The organism is Acetonema longum DSM 6540 (assembly GCF_000219125.1).
GTDB lineage: Bacteria > Bacillota > Negativicutes > Sporomusales > Acetonemataceae > Acetonema > Acetonema longum.
The window spans coordinates 39,461-57,522 of sequence record NZ_AFGF01000040.1; the positions used below are offsets into that span (position 1 = coordinate 39,461).

21 protein-coding genes and 1 tRNA gene are annotated in these 18,062 nt (G+C 50.1%); 17 read left to right on the plus strand and 5 right to left on the minus strand.

The window, feature by feature from the left end; translation table 11 throughout:
- The first annotated feature begins 32 nt into the window (after positions 1-32).
- Together ALO_RS04865 and ALO_RS04870 are read left to right on the plus strand one after the other, a co-directional pair.
- Positions 33-581: a gamma carbonic anhydrase family protein gene (locus ALO_RS04865; RefSeq protein ID WP_004093455.1), complete on the plus strand. Its 549-nt coding sequence runs from the start codon at positions 33-35 to the stop codon at positions 579-581.
- A gap of 142 nt (positions 582-723) precedes the next feature.
- A complete protein-coding gene (locus ALO_RS04870) occupies positions 724-1,722 on the plus strand; it encodes an aldo/keto reductase (RefSeq protein WP_050806975.1) in 999 nt (332 codons plus the stop codon).
- Here the strand turns inward: ALO_RS04870 and ALO_RS04875 are convergent.
- Entirely contained in the window at positions 1,719-2,117 is a 399-nt protein-coding gene (locus tag ALO_RS04875) for a hypothetical protein (protein WP_004093461.1), read from the minus strand. The two genes, ALO_RS04870 and ALO_RS04875, sit on opposite strands and share 4 nt — an antisense overlap.
- Before the next feature lie 43 nt (positions 2,118-2,160).
- Between ALO_RS04875 and ALO_RS04880 the strand changes: the two genes are divergently transcribed.
- Positions 2,161-3,036, plus strand: a complete 876-nt coding sequence (locus ALO_RS04880; RefSeq protein WP_004093462.1) for an NAD(P)/FAD-dependent oxidoreductase — start codon at positions 2,161-2,163, stop codon at positions 3,034-3,036.
- Here ALO_RS04880 and ALO_RS04885 read toward each other — a convergent pair.
- Positions 3,008-4,057 (minus strand): YkvI family membrane protein, encoded by a 1,050-nt coding sequence (locus ALO_RS04885; protein ID WP_004093464.1) that lies wholly within the window; start codon positions 4,055-4,057, stop codon positions 3,008-3,010. The two genes, ALO_RS04880 and ALO_RS04885, sit on opposite strands and share 29 nt — an antisense overlap.
- Before the next feature lie 542 nt (positions 4,058-4,599).
- Here ALO_RS04885 and serS point away from each other — a divergent pair.
- Positions 4,600-5,868, plus strand: a complete 1,269-nt coding sequence (gene serS, locus ALO_RS04890; protein WP_004093466.1) for a serine--tRNA ligase — start codon at positions 4,600-4,602, stop codon at positions 5,866-5,868.
- Positions 5,869-5,964: 96 nt separating this feature from the next.
- Here the strand turns inward: serS and ALO_RS04895 are convergent, their stop codons facing one another.
- Positions 5,965-6,210: a FeoA family protein gene (locus ALO_RS04895; RefSeq protein ID WP_004093468.1), complete on the minus strand. Its 246-nt coding sequence runs from the start codon at positions 6,208-6,210 to the stop codon at positions 5,965-5,967.
- 263 nt (positions 6,211-6,473) lie between these two features.
- Here ALO_RS04895 and ALO_RS04900 point away from each other — a divergent pair, with 263 nt between their 5' ends.
- The 12 genes from ALO_RS04900 (at position 6,474) to ALO_RS04945 (ending at position 14,180) form a co-directional block, all read left to right on the plus strand.
- Positions 6,474-6,713: a FeoA family protein gene (locus ALO_RS04900; protein ID WP_004093470.1), complete on the plus strand. Its 240-nt coding sequence runs from the start codon at positions 6,474-6,476 to the stop codon at positions 6,711-6,713.
- Positions 6,714-6,778: 65 nt separating this feature from the next.
- Positions 6,779-6,937: a hypothetical protein gene (locus tag ALO_RS22345; protein ID WP_169313127.1), complete on the plus strand. Its 159-nt coding sequence runs from the start codon at positions 6,779-6,781 to the stop codon at positions 6,935-6,937.
- A gap of 241 nt (positions 6,938-7,178) precedes the next feature.
- Positions 7,179-7,520, plus strand: a complete 342-nt coding sequence (locus tag ALO_RS04905; RefSeq protein WP_004093473.1) for a P-II family nitrogen regulator — start codon at positions 7,179-7,181, stop codon at positions 7,518-7,520.
- 192 nt (positions 7,521-7,712) lie between these two features.
- Complete coding sequence (locus ALO_RS04910; RefSeq protein ID WP_004093478.1) at positions 7,713-9,413, plus strand: methyl-accepting chemotaxis protein; 1,701 nt, start codon at positions 7,713-7,715, stop codon at positions 9,411-9,413.
- Positions 9,414-9,470: 57 nt separating this feature from the next.
- Positions 9,471-9,568: transfer RNA gene (locus ALO_RS22350), tRNA-Sec, on the plus strand.
- A gap of 133 nt (positions 9,569-9,701) precedes the next feature.
- Positions 9,702-10,145: a MarR family winged helix-turn-helix transcriptional regulator gene (locus ALO_RS04915; protein WP_004093480.1), complete on the plus strand. Its 444-nt coding sequence runs from the start codon at positions 9,702-9,704 to the stop codon at positions 10,143-10,145.
- Between the two features lie 104 nt (positions 10,146-10,249).
- Positions 10,250-11,020 (plus strand): 4Fe-4S binding protein, encoded by a 771-nt coding sequence (locus tag ALO_RS04920; protein WP_004093481.1) that lies wholly within the window; start codon positions 10,250-10,252, stop codon positions 11,018-11,020.
- 135 nt (positions 11,021-11,155) lie between these two features.
- Positions 11,156-11,800 (plus strand): SatD family protein, encoded by a 645-nt coding sequence (locus ALO_RS04925; protein WP_004093483.1) that lies wholly within the window; start codon positions 11,156-11,158, stop codon positions 11,798-11,800.
- Positions 11,801-11,888: 88 nt separating this feature from the next.
- Positions 11,889-12,686, plus strand: a complete 798-nt coding sequence (locus ALO_RS04930; RefSeq protein WP_040292762.1) for a DUF3307 domain-containing protein — start codon at positions 11,889-11,891, stop codon at positions 12,684-12,686.
- Positions 12,687-12,716: 30 nt separating this feature from the next.
- Complete coding sequence (locus ALO_RS04935) at positions 12,717-13,448, plus strand: Fic family protein (protein ID WP_004093487.1); 732 nt, start codon at positions 12,717-12,719, stop codon at positions 13,446-13,448.
- A gap of 85 nt (positions 13,449-13,533) precedes the next feature.
- Positions 13,534-13,794 carry an HPr family phosphocarrier protein gene (locus tag ALO_RS04940; protein WP_004093488.1) on the plus strand — a complete coding sequence of 87 codons (261 nt, stop codon included), beginning with the start codon at positions 13,534-13,536 and terminating at the stop codon, positions 13,792-13,794.
- 137 nt (positions 13,795-13,931) lie between these two features.
- Positions 13,932-14,180, plus strand: coding sequence for a GlsB/YeaQ/YmgE family stress response membrane protein (locus ALO_RS04945; protein ID WP_004093489.1), 249 nt, complete (start codon positions 13,932-13,934; stop codon positions 14,178-14,180).
- 496 nt (positions 14,181-14,676) lie between these two features.
- On the opposite strand, the gene ALO_RS04950 is transcribed toward ALO_RS04945, so the two are convergent.
- Positions 14,677-15,414 (minus strand): gamma-glutamyl-gamma-aminobutyrate hydrolase family protein, encoded by a 738-nt coding sequence (locus ALO_RS04950; protein ID WP_004093490.1) that lies wholly within the window; start codon positions 15,412-15,414, stop codon positions 14,677-14,679.
- Between the two features lie 206 nt (positions 15,415-15,620).
- Between ALO_RS04950 and iadA the strand changes: the two genes are divergently transcribed.
- Complete coding sequence (iadA, locus tag ALO_RS04955; RefSeq protein ID WP_004093491.1) at positions 15,621-16,796, plus strand: beta-aspartyl-peptidase; 1,176 nt, start codon at positions 15,621-15,623, stop codon at positions 16,794-16,796.
- A gap of 29 nt (positions 16,797-16,825) precedes the next feature.
- Here the strand turns inward: iadA and ALO_RS04960 are convergent, their stop codons facing one another.
- Positions 16,826-17,917, minus strand: coding sequence for a mechanosensitive ion channel family protein (locus tag ALO_RS04960; protein ID WP_004093492.1), 1,092 nt, complete (start codon positions 17,915-17,917; stop codon positions 16,826-16,828).
- Between the last annotated feature and the right edge of the window lie 145 nt (positions 17,918-18,062).

Sequence of the window (18,062 nt, forward strand, 5' to 3'; positions counted from 1 at the left end):
CAGATACGGATATGGAAACGGAAGGTGAACATATGATTCAAGAATTTGAAGGCATTTTGCCTACTTTGGACCCTAAGACGTTTATTGCTGACGGAGCCATGGTGATCGGCGCCGTGACTATGAAAGAATTCAGCAGTGTCTGGTTTAATACCACTGTCCGGGGCGATGTGAACAAGATTGAGATCGGACGCTACTCCAACGTCCAGGATAACAGTGTGGTGCATGTGGCTGACTCTCTTGCCACTAAGATCGGCGATTTTGTGACGGTTGGGCATAATGTGGTCGTTCATGGCTGCACCATCGAGGATCATTGCCTGATCGGCATGGGAGCTGTGATTCTGAATGGCGCGGTCATTGGCAAAGGCAGTATTGTCGCCGCCGGTGCGGTGGTCCGGGAAAATCAGGTTATCCCGCCCTATTCATTGGTTGTCGGTCTCCCGGCCAAGGTCATAAAATCCATTCCTGAGGAATGGGACAAACTCCACGCCCAGGCGGTCAAATATAAGACCCTCTGGACCGAACGCTATCGCATCCTGCCGGATGCGGGCGGCGAACGGTATCATGGGGAAAAAATCGTATAATAAGGAAACGGTTTTAGTATCCGGTGGCGGAATGTCATCGGATATTTTTTCTTTGTACGGAAAAGATATCATAGCTGCGGCAGGATTTGGGCTGCAGTTCGCGAATAGATGGGTAAAATAAAAGGAGGAATGACCGTTGGAAATGAGGCGATTGGGGCGTACCGATATGAAGGTAACCGCCATTAGCTTTGGAGCACTGCCTATACAGCGCTGCAGCATGGATGAGGCGGGACCGGTGCTCCATGCTGCGCTGGACGCAGGCATTAATTTTTTTGATACAGCCCGGGCTTATACTGACAGTGAGGCCAAAATCGGCCGGTACATTTCATCCCGCCGCAAGGAGTACTACCTGGCTGATAAGAGCATGGCCCGGACAAAAGCAGGCATACTCAAGGATATTGACATCAGCTTAGGCAATATGAAGACGGATACTATTGATCTGTATCAGATCCATAATATTAAAGAGCAGAAAGACTTAGACGCCGTACTGGCTCCCGATGGAGCGCTGGAAGGCCTGAAAGCGGCCCAGGCCGCCGGTAAGATTCGCTTTATCGGCGTAACCGGTCACAGCATTCCGCTGCTGATTCAGGCTTTAAGAACTAATGAATTCAGTACGGTACAGGTGCCGTTCAACTGTATTGAAACAGGGGCGCTGGAAGAACTGTTCCCATTGGCCGACTCCCTGGATATTGGCAAGATTGCCATGAAACCGCTGGGCGGCGGTCAGATTACCAAAACCGAACTGGCTCTCCGGTTTATCCTGGCCCATAATGTGGTGGCCATCCCCGGCATGGACGAAGTGAAGCATATCGAAGAAAATTTGGCGCCGGCAAAGCATTTTCGCCCGCTCACTGCGGTTGAACAGCGGGAACTGGCGGAGGAAGCCAAAACGATCGGCTCCAATTTCTGCCGCCGCTGCGGTTATTGTATGCCCTGCGCCGTGAATATCGATATACCCACCACTTTTATTTATCACCTGCAGTATGTCCGCTACGGCATGACCGATGCCATTCCCCAGCGTTACGCCTCCCTGCCGGCCAAAGCCTCGGCCTGCATTGAATGCGGCGTTTGTGAGAGCCGCTGCCCCTATGACTTGCCGATTCGGGAGAGGATGAAGAAGGTAGCCGCCGATCTCGGTTAATTTTCCTCCTCAGGCTGTTGGGGCGTTTCCTCTTGCGGCGGGTCAAATAAGGCCGTTTGCTCCCACAGCTTTGGCGGTTGCTCTGTTTCAGGCTGGCATTCAGGCTGAAGCGGAGCCGGTGCCAAAGGGAAGTCGGAGGGGCTGGCCGTCATCTCTAGCTCCAGGCCGCCGGTATAGGGCGAAAATGTGTTAAAAACAAATGCATAAAACGTGGCGGCTGCAGCCGAACATAAACCGAAGAACAAACCGAGAAACATCCCGCCGACGATTCCCAGTACATTTCTTTCCACCAATCCGATGAAGATTCCCAACCCACCGCCGAAACAGACGCCGGCGGCAAAAAATAAGCGAAAAATCATCGGGCACGGCACACGGGTAATCCGATAAGAAGCCATTGAGGCCACCTCATTCCCATTAAACTTTTCAAGGGGGGATTGTATGTCAGAAACAATTTACGATATCGCGGTTGTCGGCGGTGGGCCGGCCGGACTTTCAGCAGCTTTAACCGGACGGATCCGCAACAAAAATATTCTGTTGTTCGAACATCTGGATTTTAGCCTGAAACTGCAAAAAGCCCATAAAGTGCATAATTATTTGGGCATACCCGAGATCTCCGGGAAAGATCTGATGCAACAGTTTGTCGATCATGTCCTGCATTTTGAACCCCATCTGGTCAAACAAAAAGTGGTAAACGTCTTTCCTGCCGGCGAAGGTTTCAACCTGCTTACTCCTACCGATGCCTATCAGGCAAAAACTGTCATCCTGGCTACCGGGGTAGTCAGCACCGCCTTGTTTGCCGGGGAACGGGAATATCTGGGACGGGGCGTCAGCTACTGCGCTACCTGTGACGGCATGCTGTACCGGAACCGGGATGTGGCCGTGATATCCTATACGGCGGAAGGCGAGCATGAGGCTGAATTTTTGGGGGAAATCTGCCGCAATGTATACTATCTGCCTCAGTATAAACCGGAGCAGGAACTTAAGCCGGAGCGGTCCAATATTGTTGTCAGGCAGCAGCGGCCTCAGAAAATTACCGGCAAGGATACGGTAGGGCAGCTTATTACCGACAAAGAGAGCTTGGATGTAGCCGGCATCTTCATACTGCGCCAGTCTGATCCGGTGGAGAATATTCTCGCCGGCATCGAACTCAACGGTGAAGTCATCAAGGTCAATCCCGACATGTCAACCAGCATTCCCGGCGTTTTCGCCGCCGGCGACTGCACCGGCAAGCCTTTGCAGATATCCCGGGCCACCGGCCAAGGGCTGGTGGCGGTATTGAGCGCCATTAACTATCTCGATATGACAGCCACATGAGCCTGAAGGTAAAATAAAGGGACAGGAGCCCGAAAAAAGGATAAATAGTCCGGAGCAGGGCGGTGAAGCCAAGACCGCTGAAAGCCAGACCGGCGGCAGTAACGATGAGCACGCAGCGGTTTAAGGGCCAGCGTCCGACCCCGGCCAACTTATCCGCCGCGCCGTACAGGTTGACGATGGTAGTGGTGTAAATCGCCATCAGCAGTACCGCCGCATACAGCAGGTAACTGGCCCAATGCTGAGACTGGGCGATGGATAACATAGGCACTTCCGAGGTCACTACCTGAGGGTAGTGGATTAAGATGACCGCCGTCAGCCAAAACGCCAGCAAAGTCAATATTAAACCGCCCAATTGTCCGCCTCGTTGGCGGACTGTTTTTTCCGGCGCGGCTTTGCCCAAAGGAGCCAAAATGCTGGCGCCCAGCACCATATTATAAGAAAGATAAAGCAGCCCGGACAGAATAAACCGCCAGGAAAGCGGTTCCGCTTCGATGAAGAGCAAAGGTACGGCTTCGACCCCGTGATGCACCAGAGAATAAAAGCTGATTCCCACCGAACAGCAGATCATAACCGGCATCAGCAGCATATTGACCGAGGCGATGCCCCGGATGCCGCCCATCATGGTGATCAAAAGGGCGACGGTCATGACGGCCAGGCCGGCGGCATAGGGCAGGTTAAAGAAGTCCCGTCCGATGGTGGCTGCCGCAGCCAGCATGATGCTCAGTCCGCTGAACAAAAAGACAGCGGTGCAAGCATCCAGGATAGCCCCCAGTTTGGGGCCGCAGACATAATACAGGATCTGATGATACCCTGTGGCCTGGAGACGGTGCCCCAACTCGATAATATAAGGGCCTAAGCGGAAGAATCCGTAACTGGCAATTGCCAGTCCAATGAGACCATACAATCCGTAAGCGGCGAAAAATTGCAGTAATTCCTGGCCTGAGGCAAATCCCGCCCCAATGACGGTGCTTACATAGGTAAAGGCGATCTGTATGCTCGCCAGCAGTTGGGATCGGCTCATTCCATCACCTCGATTCTCTACGGGAACCCCCAAATCGCTGTGGACCGTTGAAAAGGCTCATCTGCGTCACTTCAGCCTCCTGTGGGTGCGCCTGGCATCTGAACTTTTTTTGAACGATCCCAGATTCGAGACTACGGCTAGGTTTGCAACAACTCCTAAATTATATGAAAGAGAGACCGCTGCTAGCAGTCTTTTTTAGAGCCCAAAAAGCTTGCCAGTATTTACATCCCAGCGTGAATAAGGTAAAATAAAAGAAAATATACTATGGCTATAGATCATGGTTAAATGCGGTGAAAAGGCAAGATCGGCAAGTGTTTTTCAGAGAACCGGCGGCTGGTGCAAGCCGGTAATACTACCGGTTATCCACCTTGGAGCGGACGGCGGTGAGCCGTACGGGAAGGCGCCCGTTACAGCGTGGATGAGCGGACTGGTCGGGTCAACCGGGGTGGCAACGCGGGAATCAATTCTCGTCCCTATAGTGGACGGGAGTTTTTTATTTATTGAACGTCAACCAATCTACTATATATCAGGGGGAATCATTAATGTTGGACATGAAATTTGTCAGAGACCATACCGACAAAGTTGAGACAGCACTTAAAAATCGGGGTGCAGCCGTCAGCCTGGACCAATTCAAGGCACTGGAGAAAGAACGGCGCGAACTTTTATTGGCAGTGGAAACGTTGAAAAATAACCGCAACACTGTCTCCCAGGAGATCAGTCGGATGAAAAAGGCCGGGGAAAATGCCGACGCAAAGATTTTAGAAATGCGTCAGGTGGGTGACCGGATCGGGGAACTGGACAATAAAGTAAAAGAGACGGAAGCAGCCTTGGAGAATATCCTGCTGAATATTCCTAACGTGCCCCATGATTCTGTGCCGGTGGGGCCGAATGAGCACAGCAACAAGGAGATACGCCGCTGGGGCAATCCCCAAAATTTCGAGTTTACACCCAAAGCTCACTGGGATATCGGTGAAAGCCTGGGAATTCTGGATTTTGAGCGGGGCGGCAAAGTTACCGGGGCCCGCTTTACCTTCTATCGGGGTCTGGGAGCAAAACTGGAGCGCGCGCTGATTAATTTCATGCTGGACCTTCATACCGGCAAGCATGGCTACATCGAATTCCTCCCGCCGTTTATCGTCAATAAGGACAGCATGTTCGGCACCGGCCAGCTGCCTAAATTCGCCGAAGACATGTTTAAGCTGGAAGGACTGGATTATTACCTGATTCCGACCGCCGAAGTACCGGTGACCAACTACCACCGTCAGGAGATTTTGGAGGCTAAGGATCTGCCTCTATACTATACGGCCTACAGCGCCTGTTTCCGGGCCGAAGCCGGAGCAGCCGGACGGGACACCCGGGGGCTGATCCGCCAGCACCAGTTTAACAAAGTGGAACTGGTGAAGTTCAGCTTGCCGGAGCAGTCCTATGATGAACTGGAAAAATTGACGAATAACGCCGAGCAGGTGCTGCAGCTTTTGGGCCTGCCTTACCGGGTCATGCTGCTTTCCACCGGCGACATGGGTTTTTCCTCGGCGAAAACCTATGATCTGGAAGTTTGGCTGCCCAGCTTTAACGCCTACCGGGAGATTTCTTCCTGCTCGAATTTCGAAGACTTCCAGGCCCGCCGGGCTGACATCAAGTTCCGCCGGGAGCCTAAAGCCAAGCCGGAATACGTGCATACCCTGAACGGGTCCGGTGTGGCCATCGGCCGTACCGTGTCGGCTATCCTGGAAAATTACCAGCAGCCGGACGGTTCCGTCATCGTGCCGGAAGCGCTTCGTCCCTTTATGGGAGTGGATGTCATCCGATAACTTACAAAATTACGATTACTCCATTTTAATCCCGCCCGCTTTTTGGCGGGATCTTTTTTATGCTATCTCAGAAAGACCCTCCTTTATCGAGGATCTCTAGGCAGGATAGACTAAAATTTGCGCCGCGTCCTCATTACGCAGGGCAATTAAGGTTTCACGGACCAGATAAGCTGTCGGATTGCCGGCAGGGCTGGTGCGGATGCAGATGATAGCAGTGCCCGGGACAATACCCAGATCCAGCACCCGGCGGCGCAGCAATCCGCTTACTTCGATCGAAGCTACTTTGCAGGCTGCGCCCACAGCCAGATTGGACAGTGGAATGGGCTGGGGATTTATATCCATTATGTACCTCCGGGATGTTTTCTCTGCTATATGATATGAACCGAAACCTGATTTTTGTCACTGCATCGAGTAAGAAACCCGGTGATAAATGGCGAATGAAGCAGGTATAAACGAAACGAGCCGAGTTTGATTGCAGCCGGTTTTACCGGTAGAGATGCCGAAAGGGTTCATGAACGGTCCGTTGACAAAGGAGCGGGTAAGGGGTATGATGAGGATGGATTGAGAATGAAATTCAATATCTCGAGAGACAGGGGGAAGAAAAAATGGTCAAGGCATTAAGTCAATTGCTTCCGGGGCAAATCGGCCAGGTAAAAAAGGTACGGGGCGGCGGTGCTATTCAGCGGCGGATTGTCGATATGGGAGTTGTGACTGGGACCAAGATTGCGGTGCAACGGTATGCTCCCCTGGGAGATCCGATGGAAATCAAACTCAAAGGTTTTAATCTGTCTTTGCGTAAAGCCGAGGCTGATTTTATTGAAGTCGAGGTCGCTGATTCCATATAAGCTGATTAGCAGTTATCGATGATAGCTGCCCAATAATAAAAACAGGAACGGGAGGGAATATGATCATGGAACAACTCATTCTTTATGGGGTGGGTTTGGCCGCAGTCGGTTATGTTGGCAAACTGGCCTGGAATGCCAGCCATGGCAAAACAGAATGCAATTGCGGCAAATGTAATCCGGCCTGTGCGAAAGTCCATCAATACCCCGTTAAACAAAACCGCTGAATGTCACTAAGCAGCCGGCATGGGGCAGGGATATAAATGGATAGTCTATTCCGCGCGTCATTTTGATATTGCAATCAATGCAACGATATGGTATATTAGTAACAGTTAAATACTGATCGGTAAAGCAGTGAAGCTTACGGGACAGAGTGTCTGTAAGCTTTTTTGCATTTTGATGCGATGACCCGGTCTGGGCGGGTGGCTTCGGATGATCCAGGAATCTAAGAAAGGCTAGGGTGAGAGTATGCAAAAAATAGAGTGCATCATCCGACCGGATAAGTTGGAGAATGTGAAAGAGGCACTCGGTAAAATGGGAATCAGCGGCATGACTGTAACCCAGGTCGTTGGCTGTGGCCTGCAGCGGGGCCATGTGGAAGTATACCGCGGCAGTGAATATGCCATTCATTTATTGCCAAAAGTAAAAATCGAAATCGTCGCACCGGATGACAGGGTGGGGCAGGTTGTGAGAATCGTGTCTATCGAAGCGCGCACCGGGCAGATTGGTGACGGCAAGATCTTGATCTATCCATTGGACAATGCTATGCGGATTCGTACCAGTGATGCAAGAGTAACGGCCCTCCTCTAGTCCATGAATATAATTTGAACATAACCACGAAAGCAAGTCCACTGCTATTGGACTTGCTTTCGTGGTTTTATTATGAAAAGAAATCTTTATCGAAATTTTATGAATACTGTGTTAAAATAATGTCAAAGTTTTCTGCCGGATATCTGCAATCGGGAGTGGAGGGAATCAAATCAGAACCAAGGAGAGGATGAAATGAGATTGAAAATCAGGCTCAGCATAGGTGCCCAGATTTTGGCGTGTTCGATTGCCGTGGCAGTGGCGTTTACGGCGGTTAATGCTTTTGCTTATTACAAAGTCATACAGATTGAACGCAGCTATGAACAATTGCTATCATATTCGATTTCATTGATCAAAGATGTTAAAGGAGTCAATATCGAGCTTTGGAATCAAAGCACACAGGTGAGGTCCTATGTGATGTCTGCGGATAAACGTAACCTGCAGCAATACTGGGATTCACAGCAGCGGATGCAGGCTCTGCTGGCAACGCTGGGGACACGGATGCAGTCACCTGAGGCTGAACGTGAGTTTAGTGTCTGGCAGCTGGCTATCCGAGACTATGTCCGGATCTTAGACAATGGGATTTCGGTCCGGGATAAAATAGGACAAGAAGATACAGTTAAGTATTTCGCCACGATTGCCGAACGGGCTGAAGGGATTGATGCCATTACCAGGATGTTTCTTGCATTTATTGATAATGAAGTTGCCGTAAAAAAGGAAGAAAATCATGCTTCGGTGATTATTGTTGAGAATACGGTGATGGGTTTAAATGCTCTTATTTTTCTTTTGGTGGTTGGTTTTTCATTCTGGATTTCCCGTCGGATCGCCAGATCTCTGGCGGGTGTGGTCATCGTTGCTGACCGGATTGCGGACGGGGATCTAACGTATCGCTCTTTGAATTATAAAGGTGATGACGAAATCGGGGATTTGGTGAAATCCTTTCAAACTATGACAGAGCACCTTAGAAACTTGATGTCACAGGTGCGCAGATCGGTGGAACAGGTGGCTTCATCCAGTCAGCAACTGACTGCGATTGCCGAACAGTCGGCCCAGGCGGCGAGCCAGGTAGCCGGAAACGTAGCCCAGGTGGCCGGCGGTGCGGCTAATCAGGTATCGGCGGCAGAACGCTCCGTAGCAATAGTAGGAGATATGTATAAAGCGATTCACCACATCGCAGCCACTGCCGGAAAAGTGTCGATTTATTCGGATGATGCCGCCAAAGCGGCCGTTGCCGGCAGTGAAACTGTGTCTCAGGCCACCGGTCAGATCCGGACTATCACCGAGACGGTGAATAAGTCAGCTCAGGCAGTACAGAAGCTGGGTGCCAGTTCACAGCAAATCGGCGAAATTGTCGATGTGATTACCGGTATTGCCGGGCAGACTAATCTATTGGCGCTCAATGCCGCTATTGAAGCGGCCCGGGCCGGTGAAGCCGGCAGAGGTTTCGCGGTAGTTGCCGATGAGGTGCGTACACTGGCCGAACAGTCCCAGGAAGCCGCTCAGAAGATCGCTGATATCGTCAGGTCTATCCAGACTGAAACCGGCGTAGCTGTCAGGGTTATGAATGAGGGAGCGGCCGAGGTGGAACAGGGCACTAAGTCCATCACCGCTACCGGTGATACATTTAACCATATCGTCATTCTAGTCCAGGGATTGAATCGCCAGATTCAGGAGATCAGCGCCGCTGCCCAGCAACTTTCCGCTTCCAGCGACGAGGTGGTCAAATCCGTTAATGGCGTAAAAAGCATCGCCACTGATACGGCTGGCAACACCCAGACCATTTCAGCCGCTGCCGAAGAACAATCCGCCTCCATGGAAGAAATCTCTTCTTCCAGCCAGGCCCTCTCCCTCATGGCAGCAGACCTGCAGACAGCCATAGGCAAGTTCAAGCTGTAATCTTCTGCCCTCTGGCACTTTCTTGAAAAGCATGTTACAATAATTTTACAGAATCTTGGGGGTGGATGGAACCTGGTGGTTTCTGCAGTCTTCAAAACTGTTTGTGGGGCAGTATTCCTGTCCTTGGTGGGTTCGATTCCTACACGCCCTCGCCAGCAAGAAATTAAGCTCTTGGGGTTTTGCCCCGGGAGCTTTAGTTGCTTGACGTATTACGCTGAACGATCTATAATAAAACATAAAATGTGCATATACACTTAATGGTTGCAACCACCATAGAAAGGCATAGCAATGAATCATATCTCTCAGGTTTACCCCAAATACCCCAGCATTTGCCTCTGCATGAATGTCCGACGGGCCTCACGGGCTGTTACCCAGTTTTATGATGAGGTGTTAAAACCCAGCGGGCTTAGTGTTGTTCAACTGTCGCTGCTACAGCATATTGAAGTGGCCCAACAGGCCAGTATCAGTAACCTGGCCAAGCTGATGCGCATTGACCGGACGACCTTGAACCGCAATATGAAGCCACTGACGGATGCCGGGCTGATTGTCATCCGGCCGGGCGAAGACTCGCGTACCCGGCAGGTTATGATCACCGCGGCCGGCCAGGCGACGATGGCAACAGCCTGGGAGCTGTGGGGAGAGGCGCAGGTATCGCTGAAAGAATATCTGGGGCAAGAGGAGCTGATTAAGCTAATCGAATTATCATCCAAACTGGAGGCTCTTGTACCCTGATGGGCGGATGATTTCCGCAGAGCTGTCAGCAGTAATCAGTAAAATTATTTATGCCTGAATTTATGTGCATATACACGTTTATTAAGAATGAGGAGTGAAGATTGATGCAGCAAGCGATCCGGGAGTTTGTTTTGAACCTGGGTGTGGATGATGTGGGCTTTGCGCGGGCGGGGGATTATCAGAACCCCAAATCTTACGAAATCCGCCAGTTTTTGCCGGAGGCCGAATCTTTCATTGTCTTGGCATTCAAGGTGCTGTCCAGTTGTGAAAGCCCCAGTTGGAGCGTTGCCTTAAACGGATATATGGATCTGGGAGCTTATGCCCGGGAAGCTTCTTATAAGACAGCACGGTTCCTGGAAAATAGGTTTAACGCCAAGGTGGCTACTGTACCTCTGTCTTATCCTTTTGAAGTCCGCCATGACCGCAGGGGCATTGCTGATTTTTCCCAGAGGCACGCGGCGATCGCTGCCGGACTAGGTACTTTCGGCCGTCATAATCTGGTGGTTCATCCCCGCTTCGGCACACGGGTTAACTTTGTCAGCATTATAACCGACCTGGAATTGGAACCATCGCCCAAGATTGAACAAGATCTCTGCATCCACTGCAATCTCTGCGTAAACAATTGCCCGGTCAAAGCCCTAGAGCAGGAAGGCAAAACCAATGTGGCAAAATGCCTGAAAAATGCTCTGCCCTACAGCCTGGGAACGGACATAGCCTTTTGGACAGAATTCGGCGCTGCTTCCCCCGAAGAACAGAAAGAATTGCTGCGCAGCGAACGGTACGGTCGGCTGCACCAGGCCGCCCATATAGGCAACCAATATATGTGCTTTAATTGTGTGAAGTCCTGTCCGGTTGGGGTGACAGCAGGGCAGTGACGTTCAGTCTGCTCTCGTTTTTTATATTAAAACATTGAACTTCTTCCCATAAGCGAATAAAATTAGAAGTGAATGAATGTAAGGGTTTGTCTTGCTTTTCCCCTGCCGTAATCATGCTGAGGGAGGGATTCCGATATGCTGTACTGCGCTATTATCGGTGATATTGTCGGTTCACGGAAATTAGCGGATAGAAGCGAAGTTCAGAAAAAGTTCCAGGCGGTGGCAGAAAGAGCCTGCCGGCAATATCAGGCGGATATTGCATCACCGTTTACAGTGACAATCGGAGATGAGTTTCAGGTGCTGTTAAAAAGAGTACAGACTGCGCCTGAAGTGATTAAGACTGTAATCAGAGAAATGGCGCCCATTGATCTTGTTTTCGGGGTTGGCATCGGGGATATTTCCACTGACATTAATCGGGAAATGGCCATTGGCATGGACGGACCGGCGTTCCATGCCGCCAGGAAGGCGGTGGAGCAAGCCAAACGGAAGAAACCCGGCGTTATTTATCGTACGGCTCTCCCAGAGGTTGGGGCAGGGACGGATATGATTAATTCCCTACAATATTTTATTGAATCTTGCAGCAAAAAAAGGACAAAGCGCCAGAAGCAAGTCCTGGAACTGTTGGAAAAAGGTTCCACTCAGGAAGAAATTGCAGAACATCTCGATATTAAACAGCAAAGCGTATCCAATATTGTAAACTGGTCCTATATGCCGGAAATAACCGGTGCGCAAAAAGCAATAGCAAGTTATTTAGAATGGATTGACCATTATAGGCATTAGATCTTGTATAGTGAAAACAGGATTCTCGCCCTGTTTTTTAAAATACAGGATGGGAATCCTGTAAAATAAGAGGGATGGGGAGGCAGTGGTGGATATAAACATGATTCTGGCTTTATTGGTGCTGAGCCACGTCATAGCCGATTTTGTTTTTCAGGGCGATGGAATCGCGGTGGGAAAGAAAACCGGCTTTCAAAGAATGTTTCAACACGTAGGGCATCATCTGCTGATAAGCGGCATACTCCTTCTGCCTTATCTTAACAGTCGTCTATTGGGGATCATCATAGTGCTTGCCCTGCTCCATGGGGCTATAGACAAAGGTAAGACCGCATATGATGAACGGAATGGGGAGCAGGACAAAGGCTTTGAGTCGTTTATGGCTGACCAGGCGCTTCATCTGGTTTTAATCGGACTGTCCTGTTCTTTTATAAAAGATATTCAGTTGAATCAATTTGCGCTGAGTTTCGGCGGCTTTTTGTCAGACTGCTACCCGGTATTTTTGAACGCAACCAACCAGGATGCATTTCAATTCATTGTTGTTTTGACGGGGTACATATTCAATTTTAAAGGGGCAACGATCCTTATTCAGAAAGTGCTCGACAAATACCTTCATTTAAAAATGAGTGGAATCAATGAAGATACTATGAATAAGGACCAGAGGAAAAAGAACGCCGGTGAAGCAATAGGCAATTTAGAGCGGCTGTTGATTCTCACTCTGGTATTGCAGCAACATTATGCGCCTATCGGCCTGGTAGTGGCGGGAAAAGCCCTGGCGCGGCACAAGCGGCTGGAAGAAAAGAATTTTGCCGAGTATTTTTTAGTCGGTACATTTACCAGTATCAGCATTGCGCTTTTAACGGGGATACTGATTGCAGCGATCATCAATTGAAGTGCATGGAACTGAAAGGAGGCGGTGGGATTGTTTACCGAGATCGACGCAAGGAAGAAATTGCTTGACGCCAAGCGTCCATTGCCGGTTCATACCGTCCAAAGCCTGCAGGAACATCTTTTAATCGAGTGGACCTATCATTCCAATGCCATTGAGGGCAATACCTTAACCTTAGCCGAAACCCAAGTAGTCCTGGAAGGGATCACTGTGGGCGGCAAGACGCTGCGGGAACACCTGGAGGTCATCAATCATCGGGAAGCGATTCTTTACATTGAAGAGATTGTTAAAAAAGACGAATCTTTGTCCGAGTGGCAGATTAAGAACATCCACCATCTGATAGTAAGCAAAATTGATGATGAAAACGCAGGGGCATATCGCCGGGAGAATGTGCGGATTGCCGGCGCCAAATACATTCCGCCGCCTTTTTACGAACTGCCGGGGGAAATGGAAAGGCTGATACAATGGTATGAAGGTGACGGCAGAGTATTGCACCCTGTAGAACGGGCGGCTCAGCTTCATATCCGGTTTGTCGGGATACATCCTTTTGCAGGCGGCAACGGCAGGACCTCCCGGCTGCTTTTGAATCTGGAACTCATGAAGCATGGCTATCCGCCGGTTGTGATTCATCGGGAATTACGGACGGAGTACTATGATTCTTTGGATCAGGCTCATACTACTGGCGACTGCCGGGACTTTATCGTTTTGGTAGAAGCAGAATTGAAGCATGAACTTGACACATATTTGAAGCTATTGGATAATTGATAGCGAACATATCAATGCCTAACCCAATAAAGGACGGCACAATGCCGGCATCCTTCGATCTTTTAAACTGAGAGGAGATAAAACAATGATTGAACAAAAAATTACCTTAACCGATGCAGGCGGCCTTCACGCCAGGCCGGCCGCCCTTTTTGTCCAGTTGTGCAAATCATTTCAATGCAAGGTAACAGTAAAGCTCGGGGAAAAGCAGGCTGATGCAAAGAGCATCCTCAGCCTGATGACCCTGGGAGCCGGTAACGGCGCGATTATTACCGTATGTGCCGACGGTGCTGATGAAGTGCAGGCCATGGAGAAAATTACTTCTTTTTTCAGCGAAAATTCCCACTGACCGGATAACATCCGTTGAGCGGCCTATGAGCCATTTTCGATCCTATTTATAATAGATATATCCATACTGAGTTTCCGGATAAAATAAATCTGCCAGGAAAAACTAGAAACAAACATGTTTCCTGGGAGGTAGAGCGCATGCTATGGTCGATATTGATTGGAATGGTGGCCGGATGGTTGGCCGGACAGGTATCAAGAGGGCAAGGCTTTGGTGTTTTAGGAAATATAGTTGTGGGTATCATAGGAGCGGTTGTGGGGAATTTCCTGTTTGGCTTACTTGGCCTGCAGTCTTACGGGACACTCGGTTCTATTGTGACTAGCACCGTTGGGGCGGTATTATTTCTCTGGGTGGTACGACTTTTCACCGGATTGCCGGACAGGCGGTAGGCACTGTTGAAAAAGGCCCATCTGCAACCCAATATAGCACAAACGTAGCGCCGGGAGTAATCCCGGCGCTGTTTTTCGGTCTTATGAGCCGCTATTTCGTATTCTGAGTCAGGGAATTGGCCATCTGAATTTGCATAGTTATTTTTAGTCACGTTTGGTAGATTTGTCATATTTTTGTCATACTTACCCGATATGATAGAGGCAAGAAAGCAGTACATTTGTCCGGCAGCATCAGTTTACATACATTATGGCATTGGGCTATGATCCGTATATTTTGACAATTCCTGGTGCTGCCGGATAAAGTGGCTGAGATATAAATAGTGCTCTGAACTTTTAAGGTGACAGAACACTAGGGCTCGCGTCTCTGACGTGGGTCCTTTTTTCATATGATACAGAAAAACTATCTGTTGCCTATGAAGCCGAAAAGAAACCCTTTATGAATGAGTCCGCCCGCAGGAGGCTGAAGTGACGCAGCTGGGCCTTTTTCAAGGGTTCCCTAGTTGCTTGCGGCATGAATGAACGCCCGGAACAGTGCCAGCATGGCCGGATTGGTTGCCGCTAATATTTCCGGATGCCACTGGACTCCCAATACAAAAAGCTCCCCCGGGCGTTCTATGGCTTCGATGACACCATCTTTGGAGCGGGCAGTCACGTTAAAGCCCGGAGCAACCGCCTTCAGCGCCTGATGGTGATAGCTGTTCACCGGGAGCTGCGTCTGTCCCAGGATGCCGGCCAGAGCCGACGCCGGTTCCAAATCCGCCGTATGCCACAAGGCGTCCCGCTGGGCAGTGGTCTGAGAGTGTTTGATGCTGCAGCCTTCTATTTGCGACAGATCCTGATACAGCGTGCCGCCATAAGCGATATTGAGCATTTGGATCCCCCGGCAGATTCCCAGCATGGGTTTGCGCGAATCCTCCGCTGCCTGGATGGCCAGCAATTCATGGCGATCCCGGTAATGATTGACGGTACCCAGTTTTTCCAGCGGCTCCTCTCCGAACAGCAGAGGATCCACATCAGGACCGCCGGACAGAATAAGTCCATCTATGGCCAGGATCTGCTCCCGGACAATAGTCTCGTCGGTTATCGGCGGCAGCAGCAGAGGTACGCCGCCGGCCAGGGTCACGGCGGTGATATAATCCATATTGACACAAGCCCTGGCTATTCCCGACGTGACGGCTCCTTCCATAGGTATGGTGCTGCAGGTGATCCCAATGATTGGTTTGCGCGCTGACAAGGTAACCCCTCCCATTTTCACGGTTTTTCCCCGGCGCTTGCCGGCACAACAGGGTGAGTGCGGAGCCTCCGCAAAGAATGCGCAAATAAACGGCGCACTTTTATCATAGATTATGTAATAGTTATGGCAAACGACAATAAACTCCTTTATGGGTTAAAAAAGACCGGCCTGCCTAGCCGGAAAATCAGAGAAAGAAGGTTGTATGATTGACGGTATTGATTAAAAACGCTAATGTATACGCTCCGGAAAACCTTGGCCGGCAGGATATTTTGATTGCCGGCGAAAAAATTCTCCGCCTGGACCGGAACATTGAACCTGGCGGCGTGGCGGCCTGCTTGCCGGATATGGAGATCCTGGATGCCCGGGGGAGCGTCGTTCTGCCCGGGCTGATAGATCCCCATGTCCATTTAATTGGCGGCGGCGGTGAGATGGGATTTGCTACCCGCACGCCGGAAGTCTCTCTGGAAAAGATCATTGAAGCCGGTGTGACCACGGCGGTCGGTTTATTGGGAACCGATGGCATTGCCCGGTCTGTGGAGCCGCTTCTGGCCAAGGCCAAGGGGCTTGAAACCGAAGGAATTACTACTTACATTTATACCGGCTCTTATACGACGCCCAGCGTAACCATTACCGGCAGCGTGGCCCGGGATATCATGTTTATCGATAAGATCATCGGCGTGAAGATGGCCTTGTCGGATCACCGTTCGTCACATTTTACTTTTGACGAGCTGGTCCGGCTGGCATCTGACGCCCGGGTGGCAGGCATGCTGAGCGGCAAGCCTGGTATTGTCCATATTCACATGGGCGAAGGCAAAGGCCGGCTGGATATGATCATGAAGGCCGCAGCTGAAACCGATATCCCAGTTACCCAATTTATGCCGACCCACGTTACCCGTACCAGAGAATTGTTTGAGCAGGCCAAAGAATTTGCCAAACTGGGGGGACACATTGACATCACATCCTTCGGTGAACTTACGGCTGCTGACAAAATTAAGCCCAGTCGGGCGATCTCAGAGTGTATCAAGGACGGCGTTCCGGCGGCAAATATCACCGTCAGTTCCGACGGCAACGGCAGCGTCCCCCAATACGACTCAGCGGGAAACATCATCGGCATAGGCATAGGCAGTCTGGATGCATCCCTCATGGTGTTGAAAAATCTGGTGCAACAGGAAAAATTGGATATCGGTCAGGCGATTCCTTTTTTTACCGCCCATGTGGCCAAAGTCTTAGGCATCTATCCCCGGAAAGGCTGCATCCGTCAGGACAGCGACGCGGACCTGCTGGTTATGGACCGGGATCTCAAGCTGCAGGTGGTTTTGGCTAAAGGCAGGAAGATGATGGATCAGGGGCGGGTGATTGCTAAGGGGACTTTTGCCCGGTGAGCCAGACCGGTTCTTGCCCGGCTTAACAATCAATTCGGGTCGGAGCCGGAGGGATTCCGGGTTTCAAGATAGACGCTTTGACTGGGCAAAGCAATTTTTACTCCTTCGTCTTCCAATATCTTCATAATCTCGAAATGAACCTCTTCATTAATCTTCAGGTATTCTCCCCATACGGCGGTGGCTGTAAAGCAATAGATAAGAATGGTCAGTCCATGTTGCCCGAAAGAATTCAATCTCACAAAAATCGTTTTATTATCAATGCCCTTGTGGTCTAAAAGCATCTTTTCGATGCGGGTTATACAATTTTTTAGTTTGTCGCTGGAAGTGTCATACCTTACTTCCAAATTAAAAGAGATCCGGCGTAAGGTTCTCCGGCTGAAGTTGATAATCGGCGAATTAATCAGTCCGGCATTGGGAATTGTGACGACAGATGCATCGAACTGCCTGATTCTGATGCTGCGAAAGCTGATGTCTTCCACGGTCCCTTCCACATCGCCGGTTTTAACCCAATCGCCGATGCTAAACGGTTTATCGGTGATGATCACAACGCCCGAGAAAATATTGGCCAGCAAATCCTTGGCAGCCAGGGCGAAGGCCAGACCGCCCAGCCCCAGGCCGGCGATAAACCCATTGATGTCGTACCCCCATCTGCTGGCTACGACCACAAACGCCATGGCGATGACCAGCAGTCTGAGTATTTTGGAGAAAAAGGGGATGAGAATGCTGTCGATTTTTTTGTTAAACAGGCGAAAGACTTCTTTCTCGTCGGCGGCATAAAGACCGATCAGGGTATAGACGCTGTCGGCGGTGAAAACGACAATAGCCGTGGCCGCCAGATTATCTAAAAAAGTATAAGATGCAGCGGGCAGATAGTGTTTCAAACCCAGGTAAAATCCCATAAAGACAAAGAAATGCTTTAATGGCTTCTGCAAAGCCTGCAATAAGAAAGCGTTGCCCATGCTGGGCATAGAGAAGAAAAAGCGGAAAATATAGCGGACAAAAAGATTCTGCAGCAGGATAAAGGCGCCCAGTATGCCGAGTGATACCGACAGGCGCGCAAGATGGGCATGGTTAAAAAGCGTCTGAAAGTATTCCGTGAGTTCCGGTAGATTGAAATTCAACTATGATCCTCCTTCCAAAGGTTAAGATACCGGTTTTAGTAATATTCAACATAACTGTCTTTCTTGCCTGCCGGAATAAGTTGCGTGGGATCAATAGAAAAATATAGAAGATATTGCCGGGAAATATGCGTTATAATAAAAGTGG

Bases quoted from the DNA above. Each gene is read 5' to 3' on its own strand.
- ALO_RS04865 (WP_004093455.1), top strand. From the start codon at position 33: ATGATTCAAGAATTTGAAGGCATTTTGCCTACTTTGGACCCTAAGACG.
- ALO_RS04870 (WP_050806975.1), top strand. From the start codon at position 724: ATGAGGCGATTGGGGCGTACCGATATGAAGGTAACCGCCATTAGCTTT.
- ALO_RS04875 (WP_004093461.1), bottom strand. From the start codon at position 2,117: ATGGCTTCTTATCGGATTACCCGTGTGCCGTGCCCGATGATTTTTCGC.
- ALO_RS04880 (WP_004093462.1), top strand. From the start codon at position 2,161: ATGTCAGAAACAATTTACGATATCGCGGTTGTCGGCGGTGGGCCGGCC.
- ALO_RS04885 (WP_004093464.1), bottom strand. From the start codon at position 4,057: ATGAGCCGATCCCAACTGCTGGCGAGCATACAGATCGCCTTTACCTAT.
- serS (WP_004093466.1), top strand. From the start codon at position 4,600: ATGTTGGACATGAAATTTGTCAGAGACCATACCGACAAAGTTGAGACA.
- ALO_RS04895 (WP_004093468.1), bottom strand. From the start codon at position 6,210: ATGGATATAAATCCCCAGCCCATTCCACTGTCCAATCTGGCTGTGGGC.
- ALO_RS04900 (WP_004093470.1), top strand. From the start codon at position 6,474: ATGGTCAAGGCATTAAGTCAATTGCTTCCGGGGCAAATCGGCCAGGTA.
- ALO_RS22345 (WP_169313127.1), top strand. From the start codon at position 6,779: ATGGAACAACTCATTCTTTATGGGGTGGGTTTGGCCGCAGTCGGTTAT.
- ALO_RS04905 (WP_004093473.1), top strand. From the start codon at position 7,179: ATGCAAAAAATAGAGTGCATCATCCGACCGGATAAGTTGGAGAATGTG.
- ALO_RS04910 (WP_004093478.1), top strand. From the start codon at position 7,713: ATGAGATTGAAAATCAGGCTCAGCATAGGTGCCCAGATTTTGGCGTGT.
- ALO_RS04915 (WP_004093480.1), top strand. From the start codon at position 9,702: ATGAATCATATCTCTCAGGTTTACCCCAAATACCCCAGCATTTGCCTC.
- ALO_RS04920 (WP_004093481.1), top strand. From the start codon at position 10,250: ATGCAGCAAGCGATCCGGGAGTTTGTTTTGAACCTGGGTGTGGATGAT.
- ALO_RS04925 (WP_004093483.1), top strand. From the start codon at position 11,156: ATGCTGTACTGCGCTATTATCGGTGATATTGTCGGTTCACGGAAATTA.
- ALO_RS04940 (WP_004093488.1), top strand. From the start codon at position 13,534: ATGATTGAACAAAAAATTACCTTAACCGATGCAGGCGGCCTTCACGCC.
- ALO_RS04945 (WP_004093489.1), top strand. From the start codon at position 13,932: ATGCTATGGTCGATATTGATTGGAATGGTGGCCGGATGGTTGGCCGGA.